The following is a 12,345-nucleotide window of genomic DNA, read 5'->3' as shown; positions in this document are numbered from 1 at the left end:
TCGAGCGCGCCCGCCTCGAAGAGGACGCGCCCGACCCGGCGACGACGATCCGCCGCGCCGCGCTGCCCACCACCTCGCTCTGGCAGCGGCGCGCGACCTCCCCCGACGTGCTGAGCCTGCACGTCGGGGTGGGAGACGTGCCGTGGTCGCCCGCGCTCGACCAGCGCGGTCTCTCGCGGGTCGAGGAGGAGGTGCGCGCGATCGTCGCGGACAGCGTCGTTCCCAGCGCCCCCGTGTCGGTCGACCTCGCGGATGCGGGCGTCGTCGGGATCGTCGGCGACCGGGAGGGCGGACTCGCCCTGGCCCGGAGCCTGCTCTGCCAGGCGGCGGTCCACTGCGGACCGGCCGACCTGGCGGTCGGCGTCTTCTGCGACCGCGGGCGCGACTCCGACTGGAGCTGGGCCTCCTGGCTCCCGCACACCCGGCTCCCCGGCGGCGAACGTCGGCTCTCCGACCGGCGCGACCGCAGTGCCGGGCTCCTGCGCGCGATCCACGACGACTCCTCACCGCGCGTGCTCCTGGTGCTCGACTCGGACGTGCTGACCGAGGGGCGCGATGCTCCCGCGCGGGGCCTCCTCGGACTCGGGCGCGGTGAGCGCGGGCCCACGACCCGGGTGTCCGGCATCGTCCTCGCGGCGTCGGAGGAACAGCTCCCCGCCTCGTGCAGTGTCATCGTGCGGGTCGGGGAGGACGCCTCCGCGGTCCTCACCCGCCCCGACGAGCGGGTCACCGTCGAGGACGTGGTGCTCGCCGGGCTCGACGACGTCACGGCCGAGCGCTGCGCGCGCGACCTGGCGCGTTTCGAGGACCCCGAGCTCGTCACCGCGGGGGCGACCCTCCCGGCGCTCGTGCGCCTCCCGCCCCTTCTGGGAGCCGACCGGCCGACGCCGGCCATCGTGCGGGAGTGGTGGTCGAGCGCCCGAGGCGTCCGCGCGCCCGTCGGGATCGGCGAGCGCGGTCCGCTCGTGCTCGACCTCGTCGCCGACGGTCCGCACGGCCTCGTCGGCGGCACCACCGGCTCCGGCAAGAGCGAGTTCCTGCGCTCCTTCGTCGCCGGCCTGGCCGCCTGGAATGATCCGACGCGCCTGAGCTTCGTGCTCATCGACTTCAAGGGCGGAGCAGCCTTCGCGGCCTGTGAGCGGCTCCCGCACACGATCGGCACGATCAGCAACCTCGATGCGCAGCTCGCCGACCGGGCGCTGCGGTCCCTCGAGGCCGAGATGCAGCGGCGCCAGCGGATCTTCGCCGCCGCGGGCGAGGGCATCGACAACCTCGACGCCTACTGGGCGACGTCGCCCGCGGAGCCGATGCCGCGACTGCTGCTCGTCGTCGACGAGTTCGCCATGCTCGCGAAGGAGCACCCCGACGTCCTAAAGTCGCTGGTCAGCGTCGCTGCTGTCGGCCGCACGCTCGGGGTGCACATGATCCTCGCCACCCAGCGGCCGGCCGGCGTGGTGAACGATGACATCCTCGCCAACACCAACCTGCGCGTGGCCCTCCGCGTGCAGAGCCGCGACGACTCCTCCAATGTGATCGGGGTCGCGAGCGCGGCCGAGATCTCGCGCGGCGAGACTGGACGCGCCTACGTGAAGCTCGGACAGAACGACATCTCCCCCGTGCAGACGGCGCTGGTCACCGGCCGCGCCGAGGCGGAGGCGGCCGAGGCCGTCGAAGTCCGACCCGTCGGGTTCACCGGAGTGCCGCTCGCCGATCCCTCTCCCGCTTCTGCCGACGAGACGGCACCGACCGACCTCGATCTCCTGATCGACGCGGTGGTGAAGGCGAATGCGGAGGCGGGTTTCGCCCCACCGCGGCCGGTCTGGCCGGAGCCGCTCGGCGACTCCGTTCTTCTCGGCGGCTTCGGCGCCGAGGAGTCCGACCTCGGCCAGGTCGTCGACGATGTGCTGCGCGTCGCGCTCTCGGACGATCCCGACCGCCAGCGCCAGGTGACGGGCGGATGGGACCTCGCCGAGGGCAATCTGCTTCTCCTCGGCATTCCGGGCAGCGGCACCAGCACGGCGCTCGCTTCGATCGCGCTCACCGCGACCCGCCACTTCTCCCCCGCCGAACTCGACCTATACATCCTCGACGCGGCCTCCCGCGATTGCTCCGCCCTGGCCGATCTGCCGCACACCGTCTCCTACGTCGGCGCCGGCGCGGGCGCGCACGAGAAGCAGACCCGTTTCCTGCGCCACCTCCGAGACGAGGTCCGGAGGCGGCGGGCCTCCCACGGGGAGCATCGCCGGACCCTCGTGCTGATCGACGGCCTGGCGACGCTCAAGGACGACTTCGAGGACTGGGAGGGCCAGGTCCTCCTCGAGGCGCTGGCGCGGGCCTACGCCGACGGCCCCGAGCTGGGCCTGCACTTCGCGGTGACGAGTACCCGCGTGAAGGCTCTCCCCTCCGTGATGGAGGAGGTCACGACGCAGAAGTGGCTGTTCCGCTTCGCTGACCCACAGGATTACTCGATCGCCGGGGTGAAGCCTCGATACGCCCCGCCCCCGGTTCCCGGCCGGTGCGTGCTCGCGTCCTCACTCCTGCAGACGCAGGTCGCGACCCCCGCCTCGGGCCTACGGGCGGCAGTGGAGGAGGTCGTGGCCGCCTGGCCCGACACCACGAGCAAGACGACCGCGATCGCCACGCTGCCGCAGCGGGTTCCGGTCAGCGCGCTCGGCCTCGGAGCCCGCTTCGACGCCGAGCCCTGGCGGCTCCCGATCGGCCTGGGCGAAGCCGATCTGGCACCGCTCGCCTTCGAGCTCTACGAGGGCGAGCACGTCTTCATCACCGGTCCCGCCCGGTCGGGAAAGTCCACCGTGCTGCTCGCGCTCGTCGAGGCCGCCCGTGCCGCCGGCACGGTTGCCATCTGGGGAGCGTGCGACCGCCGCTCTCCACTGGTCGGCGCCGATCTCGACCGGATCGCCGTCGGCGCCGACGAGCTGCGCTCCCTCCTCGCATCGCTCCTCATGGAGGACGGGCCGGTACTGCTGTTGATCGACGACGCCGAACGCTGGGACGACCCCGACCAGGGCCTGACGACGCTCCTCTCCTCGTCCCGTCCGGGTCGGTGCGTCGTCGCCGCGGGCCGCTCCATCGAACTCCGCACGCAGTACGGGCACTGGACGAAGGCCATGGCACGGTCCCGGTCCGGCCTCCTGCTGCAGCCCGATGCCGAGAACGACACTCAGCTGTTCCCCGCGCAGATCCCCCGGCGCACCCCTGTCCCGGCCACCGTCGGCCGCGGCTTCGTCAGCCTGGCCGGAGAGGTCCACTTCGTGCAGTCGATCTCGCCCACGCCTGCGGACGGCGTCGCTTAGGTGTGCTCAGGCCCCGAGGCGCGCGATCAGCCGAGCGCCCGGGAGGCGCAGCTCCTCCTCGAGGGTCCCTTCCGGCGCTGTTCGGTTCGGCCACGTGCCACCCCTCACATCAGCCACCAGATGAGATGAGAAAGCTGCCGCACGTTCTCGGCGGACTCGCCGAACCAGGCCGTTGCTTCGCGGTCCAACGAGCCGTCCGCTCGAAAGATCAAGCGGGTCTCGACGCCCCAATCTCTGAGTCCGTAGCAGGACGCGACAGCCCTGCACAGCTGCCGCATCTCCCTCAGCGTCGTCGCTTCGCGCGCGCGCCGGGCATGATCGGCAAAAAGGCCGGCGTAGAAATCCTCTCGAGGCAGGCGACCCGCCAGATCGGCGAGCGCCGCGGCGTATTCGTCCCTGCGCCGGTCGGTCAGACGGAAAAGGTCCATTACTGCATCTCCTGAGAAAAATCGGCGGCGGCGCACACCATCATTTTACCCGGAGCGCCATAAACCTTTCTTGGCGCGTCGAGCCATGCAGGCGACATGGTGACGAGCCCCTCCACGACGCGTGACATCTGTGATCGGCGCACTTTGCCGTTGATGTCTTCTGCCCGGAACACGACTGTCGGTTCCGTCGTGCACCTCGACCGGTAGATCCAGGTGTCGGCGTTCTTGATGATCGTCACGGCCAGCCACGGCGGCGCCCAGAACAGGATCACGAGGAGCCGTCGGCAGGAAGCCGCGGGTCGAATGGCATGCACTCGATCGCGAGGCATGAGAGAATGGACGCGCGCGTTCATTCGACTCGGCGCACGGCGTCCATCAGAAAATCCATCGTGTAGCTCGAGACATCTCCCAGACGAGCTTCAACTTTTCCTGGTAGCGCAACGAAGTTTCAAGGTCAAGCGTTCCGTCCGGTCGAGTCGCGTAGGCATCCTCCAGACCGCCAAGCCGCAACCCGAAGCACGATCGAACGTCTTTGCACAACTGGCGCATCTGTTTCCTTGTTGATGCATTTCTCGCAACTCGCGCCAATTCGACGAAATGGACGGAGGCTCGAGGGTGAGGCAAAATGGCCAGCTGGGCGGAGAGGTCTTCGAGGGCATGAGCATATTCGTCTCTTTGTCGAGGGTTCAAGGTGCAAGCCGCCACGAGTCGGTCTCCTTCACATCATTCCATACGTCGGGGAGGTAGGTTTGATTGGTTTCGCCCGGGTACGCGTCTCCTGTAGCTCCTCGCTGGGGAGCAACGGTACCTCGACCCAGCCCCGCGGAATTTCGGCGACGATCCTGGTGAGAGCGCCTTCGACCAGAGCCTTCCCGGAGCCGGCCAGAGCCGCGGCGTACTCAACGCCTTTCCTGGGATCGTTGCGCGAGCGATGCTGTCTCCGACCGTGCCCGATCAACGCTTGGCGACTCGTCCTTCAGAACAACCACCGTAAACGATTAGAGGATTTTAGTACAGCGTCTATCGCTTCGTCGTACTCTTTTGTACGCTCGATATTGATACTTCTATCAGCGTTAAGGACACCTTGATCCTTAAGACTACCCATTGTGCCTACAAAAGTCATCCGCACCCGCGATGCCACGTATCTCACCTGACCAAGGGACGTCGCGCCTCTCACGATGCTCGCGTAGTGCTCAAACTGCTGTGATGTCAGCGACTCGTTCGCCTCCGAGAGAAGTTTTCCACACCGGTCCAATTCTTTCGCATATTTTTCTTTCCGCTCTTTGGTCAGGGCAAAAGGGGCCACGAATCAAGTTCCTTTACACTATTACTAAGAGCGTTATTCATAAGGTCTGTTTCGCGCGTGTTGCTGTAAAGACATCGACTTCTCGCGGGAGAGAATGGAAGTTCGTACACGCCATTCTTGAAGCGAGAAGTCGATGCGCTATGACTCTACTACAGGTTTGACCTCTGGGCAGGTGACGGAGTTGGTGGCTCGGATATTCCAGATCCTGTCCGGGCGTCCATCGTTGCCTGGCCGTCCCGCGCTTCTCAACCTGCGGGAGCAGGTCATCCTGACTTTGCTGCTGTTGCGACAGAACCTGAACCAAGCCGCCGTCGCGGACCTGCACGGCGTCTCTCAAGCCGCCGTCTCGCGGATCTACCGGCGCATCGTTCCGCTGGTCGAGCAAGCCTGTTGCTTCTCAGGGGTTTCCCTGGAAGAAGCTGTCCGAGGCCGTGTTGTCCTGGTCGATGGGACAGACGTTCCTACCCGGAACCGCGCGAAAACGGGTCGGTCGAATTACTCCGGGAAGCGGCACCGACAAGGCCTCAATGTGCAGATCGCCGCAGATCTGGACGGCGGCCTCCTCGCCGCGTCAGCCCCTGTCGCCGGCGCCCGTCATGATCGTGCCGCTCTCGCGCTTTGCGGCTGGGAGCCGATCCTCGATGACACGGACTGGATCCCCGACCCGGGCTACATCGGCACCACCGCAACCACTCCCCGCAAACGTCCCCACGGCGCCACCCTCGACGACAACACCAAGAAATCGAACCGGGAAATCTCCAGAACCCGATCCGCAGTCGAGAGGTGCATCGCCCACTTCAAGAACTGGAAAATCATCGCCACCGGCTACCGCGGACGCCTCAGCGAACTCCCCACCCTCATCCGCACCATCACAAAACTCGAACTCTACCGACTCGGCTGGTAAGCAACCTTATGAATAACCCTCTAAGAGAGGGTTACGGTGGCATCTTCGCCGCGATCCTGACGAGAGCGCCTCAGACCAGAGCCTTCCCGGGCCGGCCAGAGCCGCGGCGTACTCAACGCCTTCCCTGGATCGCTGCGCGAGCGATGCTGTCTCCGACCGTGCCCGATCAACGCTTGGTGACTCGTCCTTCACAACAACCACCGCAAACGATTAGAGGATCGTATTACAGTGTCTATCGCCTCGTCGTACTCTTTTGTACGCTCGATATTGATACTTCTATCAGCGTTAAGAATACCTCGATCCTTAATACTAGTCATTGTGCCTACAAAGGTCATCCGCACGCGCGATGCCACGTATCTCACCTGACGGAGGGACGTCGCGCCCCTCACGATGCTCGCATAGTGCTCAAACTGCCGTGACGTCAGCGACACGTTCGCCTCCGAGAGAAGTTTTCCACACCGATCCAATTCTTTCGCATACTTTTCTTTCCGCTCTTCAGTCAGGGCAAAAGAGGCCATGAGCCAAGCTCCTTTGCACTAGTCTTACCGTCGGGCATGAGCGTTTGGTTGGTTCCACCTCGAAACAATTCGCCGCTGGCGCTACGTTGCGGCGCCGCTCGTCCCACATAGCTCGAAAGACCAGCAGGAATCTCCGCAGAAAAACCTGTGTTCACTACAGAGGGTTCTCCAGTCGACCAGACCGGGGGAAGCGCTTTTTCGGCGCGCACCGTGCTGACACTCACGGGAGCATCCGTCGACCACCAACCGCCAGTATGAAACCCATTGATGTCCCCGGCCCGGAACATGACGGTCGGCTCCGTGGTGTACCTCGACCGGTAGATCCACTTGTCAAAGTTTTTCATGTTCTCCACGGACAACCACGGCGGCATCTTCGCCGTGATCCCGGCAGTGGCGCCTCCGATCAGAGCGTTCTCGGCCCCGGCCCTTACCCAGCCCTCCACAGTGTGTGGGCCAGGCGCCAGCGCGTAGTCCCGCGTCCCTTCCACCGCACCCTCTGTCGCACCGCTCGCAACCGCTCCGACCGTGCGCGTCACGATGCCCGACCCCGCCTTCGCGAACGCCGCACCCACACCCGCCCCAGCAGCGCCAGAGACCGCTCCCACCGCCGCATCGATCCCCACCCTGCCCCAATCCACCGAACCAGTCTCCGCCTTCTGCGTCGCCACCGACACACCACCCGACACAAGAGCCCCGGCACCCGCCATCAGAGCGAGACCAGCCGGACCACCCACCCCCGTGCACATCAACGCGATCCCAGCGACCACCGCGGCACCCGCGAGGAGGTACTCCTTGTTCTCCCACGCCCACCGGTTGACGTCCACGACGAACCGGCCCACGTCGGCGAACGCCCCATTGTTCCCATCCCGATACGCACGCGACTCCGCATCGGTCACGGGCCGCAAACCCAGCGGATCAAGCGCATGCAACGGATCATTACCCGCATACGAATACGGATTACCCGACCACCCCGAACCGACGACCGGCTCCAGCGGATCCGTCGACAGGAACCCGCGAGTCGCCGGGTCGTACACGCGATGGCCCAACCACTCCAGGCCCGCCACCGAGACCCCACCGCCGGCAGCGAGCGAGAGCTCGGAAGGAGCGTGGAGTCCTCGGTGGGTGGCAGGTCCCAGGGGTTCATCGGCGGTGTCGGGCGCTGCGCCCTCCACCCGGCGCTCACCCAGCGCTCCCCGATGCCAGTGACACCGCCCGGGGCCGCGAGAACGGGAACGTGCCCGACCGAGTGAAGCGACGGAACGGCGTCTGCGCTGTCCCACCGCAGCTCTGTGGACCCCACTCGCGCCAGCTCACCGAGCGCATCGACGTGGAGGGAGACCACGGACGTGGACCCGTCGGCCCGCCGGTCCTCGATCGACTCGAGCCGCCCGGAGCCCGACCAGGCGAAGCTGCGAACAGAGCCGTCCGAGCCGAGCACGCCCGTGCGTCGGCCGAGCCCGTCGTACCGGTACTCGGTCACCATCCCGTCAGCGTCCGTCGTCGACCGCATCTGACCCGCGGTGTCGTAGGAGCGGGTGCTCGTCCGCCCAGCCGTGCTCTCGGCGATCAGCCGCCCGCCGGCGTCATAGGCCCAGGAGGAGACGACATCTCCGCGCGCCTCCACCAGCTGACACGCCTCGTCGTATCGGTACTCCACCGATCGGTCACCGCTGCGCACCCTCGAGAGCCGTCCCTCGCCGTCGCGGTCGAGGGCGGTCACCCGCCCATCCTCGACGTGCTCAATGAGGAAGCCGTCACGGTACTGCCACGTCTGTCGGCCACCACCGGCCGACGAGACGTGATCCGCCCGGCGGGATCGTACGAGAACTCAGCTCGACCGAGCAGCGGGTGCTCGATCGCGGTGATCCTGCCCGCGAGATCCCGTTCGTAGCGCGTAACAGCGCCATCGGGCCCGATCGCAGCAGAGCGGGCACCGTCGGCGTTGTATTCCCAGGCCAGTCCGTCGCCGTCCCGTCGCCGCTGAAGGAGTCGGCCAGCGCGGTCCCAGGCCAGCAGGTGCACCACCGGCTCGGCTGCGGTGTGGTCCGTGATCGTCAGTCGACGATGTCGAGGATCACGCTGGATCTCGGAGACGAGCGCGCCGTCGATCCGCGCAGCCTTCTCGCGGCCGAAGGCGTCGAAGTGCCATTCCCACCGGTGCCCGTCCGGGTTCTCCTGCCATGCCCGTCGACCAGCGGCGTCGTAGCCGGCTGTCGTCCTGCGGCCCAACGGATCGACTCGCGCGACCTCGCGATCGGCCGCGTCGTACTCACGCCGCGTCACCCCACCGGTCGGATCGACGATCGTCACCAGGCGGCCTCGCTGGTCGTAGTCGTACCGAGTCACTCCCCCGACGCCGTTGACCGCCTCGACCAGCTGACCGGCAGCGTCGTAGCGGAACCGCCGGGCGCCGTACTGCGGATCCTGCGTCCCGATGAGCCGACCCACAGCGTCGTAGCGGTAGCGCGAGGTCCCCTCGCCGGCAACCCGGCGAAGGACGACCCGCCCGACCGCCGTCACCCGGCCGGCCACGTCCCGCTCGAGCCGAGCGGTGCGGCCATCGGCGTCGGTCGTGGCGATGAGATCGCCGTGCTCGTCATAGGTCATCCGCAGTACCACGCCGACCGGATCGACGACCTGCGTCAGCAGGCCCTCGCTCCAGGTCAGGGCGGTGCGGCCGCCCTCCGGATCGACGACCAGCGCCGGGTCGCGCGTCTCGTCGTCCGCGTACTCGTAGACGGTGACGCTCTCTCCGGCCGCCACCGACACGACACGGTCGCGCGCGTCATAGCTCAGGCGGACATCGGCGCCCGAGGGAGTGACTGTCCGGATGCGACGGCCGCGCTCGTCGTACGCATGCGCCGTGACCGCCCCGTCGCGCTCGACGACCGAGAGGAGGTTGCCCTGGGCGTCGTAGCTCATCGACTGCCGCCGGCCCTCCGGGTCGATGACTCCGACGAGGCACCCGCGGGAGTCCGCGATCCAGGTGTTCGAGCGCGATCCGTCCTCGTCGGAGACGACGGTCGCGCGGCCCGCGAGGTAGGCATAGCGGGTCACCCGGCCGAACGGCGAGCGCTGCGTACGTACGCGACGCCGCGCGTCGTACTCGTTGACGACCTCCACGACGCCGCTCGCTGCGGTCACCGACTCGATCAGGCCCGCGCCGTTCCAGGAGTAGAGCCGCGACCCCTCCGGATGCGAGACGGACACGAGCCGATCGTCGTCATAGCGGTACTCGACGCGGCGACCGTCGGAGGCGAGTGCGGCGACGATCCGGTCGCCCCGCCACTCGATGTCCACCCAGCGGCGGCGCGCGTGCCGGAGCCGGACCAGGCGACCGTCAACGTACTCGGCCGAGACTCTCGTCCCGCGCCCGGAGTCCGACGCGAGCCACCGGCCCGCCGCCGCGAACTCCACCGTCGTCCCTTCGGCGTCGGACGCGACCAACAGCTCGCCGCGGGCCTGGAGCCAGCGGTTCTCACCGACCGCTCGCGCCCAGCCCGATCCCTCGCGGGGGAAGAGGATCTCTCGGCCGTCGGGCAGTACCCACGTCGCGCCCTCATCCTCGAGCCGGAGCCGCTGCTCCGTGATCGACGACCACCCCCGACCGAACGCGCCGATGCTCTCGTCGAGCGAGTTGTAGCTCCGCTCCAGACGCAAGGTCGAGCAGCCACCATCGAAGACGAGGTCGACCTCGATCTCGAGGAAGTTGCCGGTGGCCGTGTTGACCGGATCATCGGAGTACCCCGTGCTCGGCGGGGCCCCGAGGGCCTGCGCGGGTTCGATCGTGAGGTCCCGACGATCGGCGGGGATGCCCGCGGAGGCCAGAGCCACAGCGAGCGCGCTGTCGGCCACGGTCGAGACAACGCCCTCACCACCTGCCGCAGCGAAGGCGTCGGCGACGGTGCGCGCCCAGGCGGCATCCTGGCGGTTCGCGGTCAGCCACGTGTCGGCTCCGCTCACCACACCGTCCGCCGAGACCGCGCCCCAGCGGCAACGCTCGGTGAAGTCGGAGAGCCGTCCTCGCAGCCCGGCGATGGCGGCAGCCAGGTCGTCGTCGAGAGTCGATGCCGACGCTGCGAAAGCGCGTAAGTGATCGGGGCGGGCGGCGGATGTTCCGCCGCCGGTACCGCCACCGCCGGGAGCCGGGATCTCGCGTGCTCCCGTGCTCGCGGGTTCCACGGGGATCCTCGGTTGCTCCGCCGCCGGTCCGACGGGCGGATCCTCGGAGCCGAACAGCGCATCGCCGGCACGCTCGAGGAGGTTGCGCGCGTCCTGCTCGCGCTGCCACTCGCGCGCGATCTGTCGCCGCTTCTGCTCCTTGTGCGCCTCTCGTCGAAGCTGCCGGGCGCCCGAGGACACCTCACGCAACCGCTGAGTGAGCTCGACGGCATCCGAAGCCGCCACCCGAGCATTGCTCTCGAACACCTGCGCGAAACGCCCGCGGAAGTCCGCGAGCGCCGTCGTCACGAGCGACGAGCGCGAGCCCGCCTGTCCCGCGACCGCGGACGCAGCCGCATCGAACGCCGCGATCAGCGCCTTCGCCACCCCGTCGTCGAACGGGACGTCCTCCTCGATCGCACCCAGATCCATCAGTACCGCCACCTCTCTAGAGAAAAAGTCAGGAGACGTCCCGTCCCCGCGCGCCGAAGCACGCGGGGACGGGACGGCCGGTCAGCTCCCGCCGCCGGCGGCGAAGATGTTCTGCGAGATCGTCGCCAGCTGGCTGCGCAGCTCCTCGAGCTCCTGCTTGGCCTTCTCGAGAGCCGACTTCGTCTCGGGCCAGGTCGAGGAGCGGAACTGCGAGGCCAGAGGGCCGTCCCAGACGTTCGGGTCGGACAGCGTCCGCCCCTGCGCGTCGAGCTGGCTGATCTGATCGGTCAGACCGCCGTTGACGATCGACTGGATCTGCTGGATAGCCGACTTCGCCTCTTCGGTCGAGAGAACACGTGACATAGATCACACCCTTCTTCCACTGCGGGCGGGACCGTCCCGCCCGCTCCCCGCTGCGCCGTCGGCGTAGTGAGGATACCTCGTCATCGTAGAACGAGGCAGCCTTGGAAATCTCGCGGGGACCTTTATTCCGCGACACTGGCGCAAGACGTCGCCTCAGTCGCGGGTGGTGATCGCGAAGGGACTGCTCGCCAGGTCCGAGAACGCCCCCACCCGGGCCCGCAGCTCGCACGACGGCGTCACCGAGAGTGCGGTCACCGTCAGCCCGTCGGAGGACACGGCGACCGCGCCCCCGCAGCCGTCGCTGAACCGCACTCCGCTCACTCCCCCGGCGATCGCGTCAAGCATGCTGCTCGCCGGCCCCGCCGACGGGGTCACGAGCAGCGGATCCACGGGGTCCGCCCCGCTCGGCCAGACCGGCACCAGCGTCACCGGCAGCGCGGTCTGACTCACGGTCCGCGCGGGCGTCTGGACCTGCACGTCGCGGAGGCGCTGCACCGGGTAGGCCGTGCCTGCGACAGTGGGATCGGCGACGGCCTCTGTGGTCGCGGACCCGGCAGCCGCGAGCCACGCGTCGAGGGCTCCCTGGTCCGTCGGCGCGATCGAGACAGTCGCTGTCACGTCGACGCTCCCCTGGGCCGGGACGTCGATGCCCGTCAGGCTCCAGCCGCAGCCGACCCCGACTCCGGTCACGCTCGGCTGATTGCGCACGGCCGTCGCTCCCGTCCAGGTGACGGCGGGGCAGGCACCTGCCGCATCGAGGCCCGGCACCACCTCCAGGAGCGCCCCCGAGAGGGGCGCGCTCTGCGCGGAGTAGCTGATCTCGACGACCACTGCCGAACGCGCCGAGTCCCAGGTGGCCGACCGCGTTACGCCGAGGCCGGTCGGCAGCGGCCGGTCCTGCTGGCGGGCCGAGAGCGCG

At 68.1% G+C, this 12,345-nt stretch carries 7 protein-coding genes and 1 pseudogene; 2 read left to right on the top strand and 6 right to left on the bottom strand.

Annotated features, from left to right (window positions below):
* The coding region (locus tag ACH61_RS11140) for an FtsK/SpoIIIE domain-containing protein (RefSeq protein WP_068212103.1) at positions 1-3,314 on the top strand (3,314 nt) is incomplete at its 5' end.
* 104 nt (positions 3,315-3,418) lie between these two features.
* Here the strand turns inward: ACH61_RS11140 and ACH61_RS11135 are convergent.
* On the bottom strand, positions 3,419-3,742 hold the full coding sequence (locus tag ACH61_RS11135) for a hypothetical protein (protein ID WP_068212101.1): 324 nt from the start codon (positions 3,740-3,742) through the stop codon (positions 3,419-3,421).
* Positions 3,742-4,014: a hypothetical protein gene (locus ACH61_RS11130; protein WP_068212099.1), complete on the bottom strand. Its 273-nt coding sequence runs from the start codon at positions 4,012-4,014 to the stop codon at positions 3,742-3,744. Before ACH61_RS11130 ends, ACH61_RS11135 begins: the two co-directional genes overlap by 1 nt.
* 1,206 nt (positions 4,015-5,220) lie before the next feature.
* Here ACH61_RS11130 and ACH61_RS16360 point away from each other — a divergent pair.
* Positions 5,221-5,952 (top strand): transposase family protein, encoded by a 732-nt coding sequence (locus tag ACH61_RS16360; protein ID WP_236713649.1) that lies wholly within the window; start codon positions 5,221-5,223, stop codon positions 5,950-5,952.
* A 499-nt stretch (positions 5,953-6,451) separates the two neighbouring features.
* On the opposite strand, the gene ACH61_RS16920 is transcribed toward ACH61_RS16360, so the two are convergent.
* From ACH61_RS16920 to ACH61_RS17435, 4 genes and pseudogenes are all read right to left on the bottom strand, one after another.
* Positions 6,452-7,534 (bottom strand): RHS repeat-associated core domain-containing protein, encoded by a 1,083-nt coding sequence (locus ACH61_RS16920; RefSeq protein ID WP_236713648.1) that lies wholly within the window; start codon positions 7,532-7,534, stop codon positions 6,452-6,454.
* A 652-nt stretch (positions 7,535-8,186) separates the two neighbouring features.
* Positions 8,187-11,063, bottom strand: coding sequence for a DUF6531 domain-containing protein (locus ACH61_RS11115; protein WP_068212093.1), 2,877 nt, complete (start codon positions 11,061-11,063; stop codon positions 8,187-8,189).
* A gap of 81 nt (positions 11,064-11,144) precedes the next feature.
* Positions 11,145-11,426 carry a pyrophosphorylase gene (locus tag ACH61_RS11110; RefSeq protein ID WP_068212091.1) on the bottom strand — a complete coding sequence of 94 codons (282 nt, stop codon included), beginning with the start codon at positions 11,424-11,426 and terminating at the stop codon, positions 11,145-11,147.
* 153 nt (positions 11,427-11,579) lie between these two features.
* Positions 11,580-12,345: pseudogene (locus ACH61_RS17435) on the bottom strand (serine/threonine-protein kinase); the annotation flags it as partial.

The organism is Rathayibacter tanaceti, assembly GCF_001634385.1.
Taxonomy (GTDB): domain Bacteria; phylum Actinomycetota; class Actinomycetes; order Actinomycetales; family Microbacteriaceae; genus Rathayibacter; species Rathayibacter tanaceti.
This window is presented reverse-complemented; position numbering and strand designations above follow the sequence as displayed.

Bases quoted from the DNA above. Each gene is read 5' to 3' on its own strand.
- ACH61_RS11115 (WP_068212093.1), bottom strand. From the start codon at position 11,063: ATGGATCTGGGTGCGATCGAGGAGGACGTCCCGTTCGACGACGGGGTG.
- ACH61_RS11135 (WP_068212101.1), bottom strand. From the start codon at position 3,742: ATGGACCTTTTCCGTCTGACCGACCGGCGCAGGGACGAATACGCCGCG.
- ACH61_RS11110 (WP_068212091.1), bottom strand. From the start codon at position 11,426: ATGTCACGTGTTCTCTCGACCGAAGAGGCGAAGTCGGCTATCCAGCAG.